A 297-nucleotide genomic window follows, 5' to 3' on the forward strand; every position below is an offset into this window, starting at 1 on the left:
GGCTGGTCTCTATCTCTGGAAATCCGGTCTTGGCTACCGTATTACGAGCGAAATTGATCCGAATGGTCCTTCCAATCCGCTCTTTAAAACTGCTGTGGTTGAACAAGGCGCATGGCTTGCGAATTATCTGCGTTATCCGGCTCTCTGGACAATTCCGGCTTTGGGGCTGTTTGCGCTGTTTCTGGTCATTCTGGCCTTGTGGTTACGCCGTCCCGGCACTGCTTTGCTGTTCGGTAAACTGGCGATTTTCGGTGTGATTACATCGGTTGGCGTGGCGATGTTTCCATTCATTCTGCC

Annotated in this window: 1 pseudogene; it reads left to right on the plus strand. The window is 51.5% G+C overall.

The window, feature by feature from the left end:
* Positions 1-297: pseudogene (locus HBA93_RS20440) on the plus strand (cytochrome d ubiquinol oxidase subunit II); the annotation flags it as partial.

Origin of the sequence: Ochrobactrum sp. SFR4, assembly GCF_019730395.1 — a bacterium.
Taxonomy (GTDB): domain Bacteria; phylum Pseudomonadota; class Alphaproteobacteria; order Rhizobiales; family Rhizobiaceae; genus Pseudochrobactrum.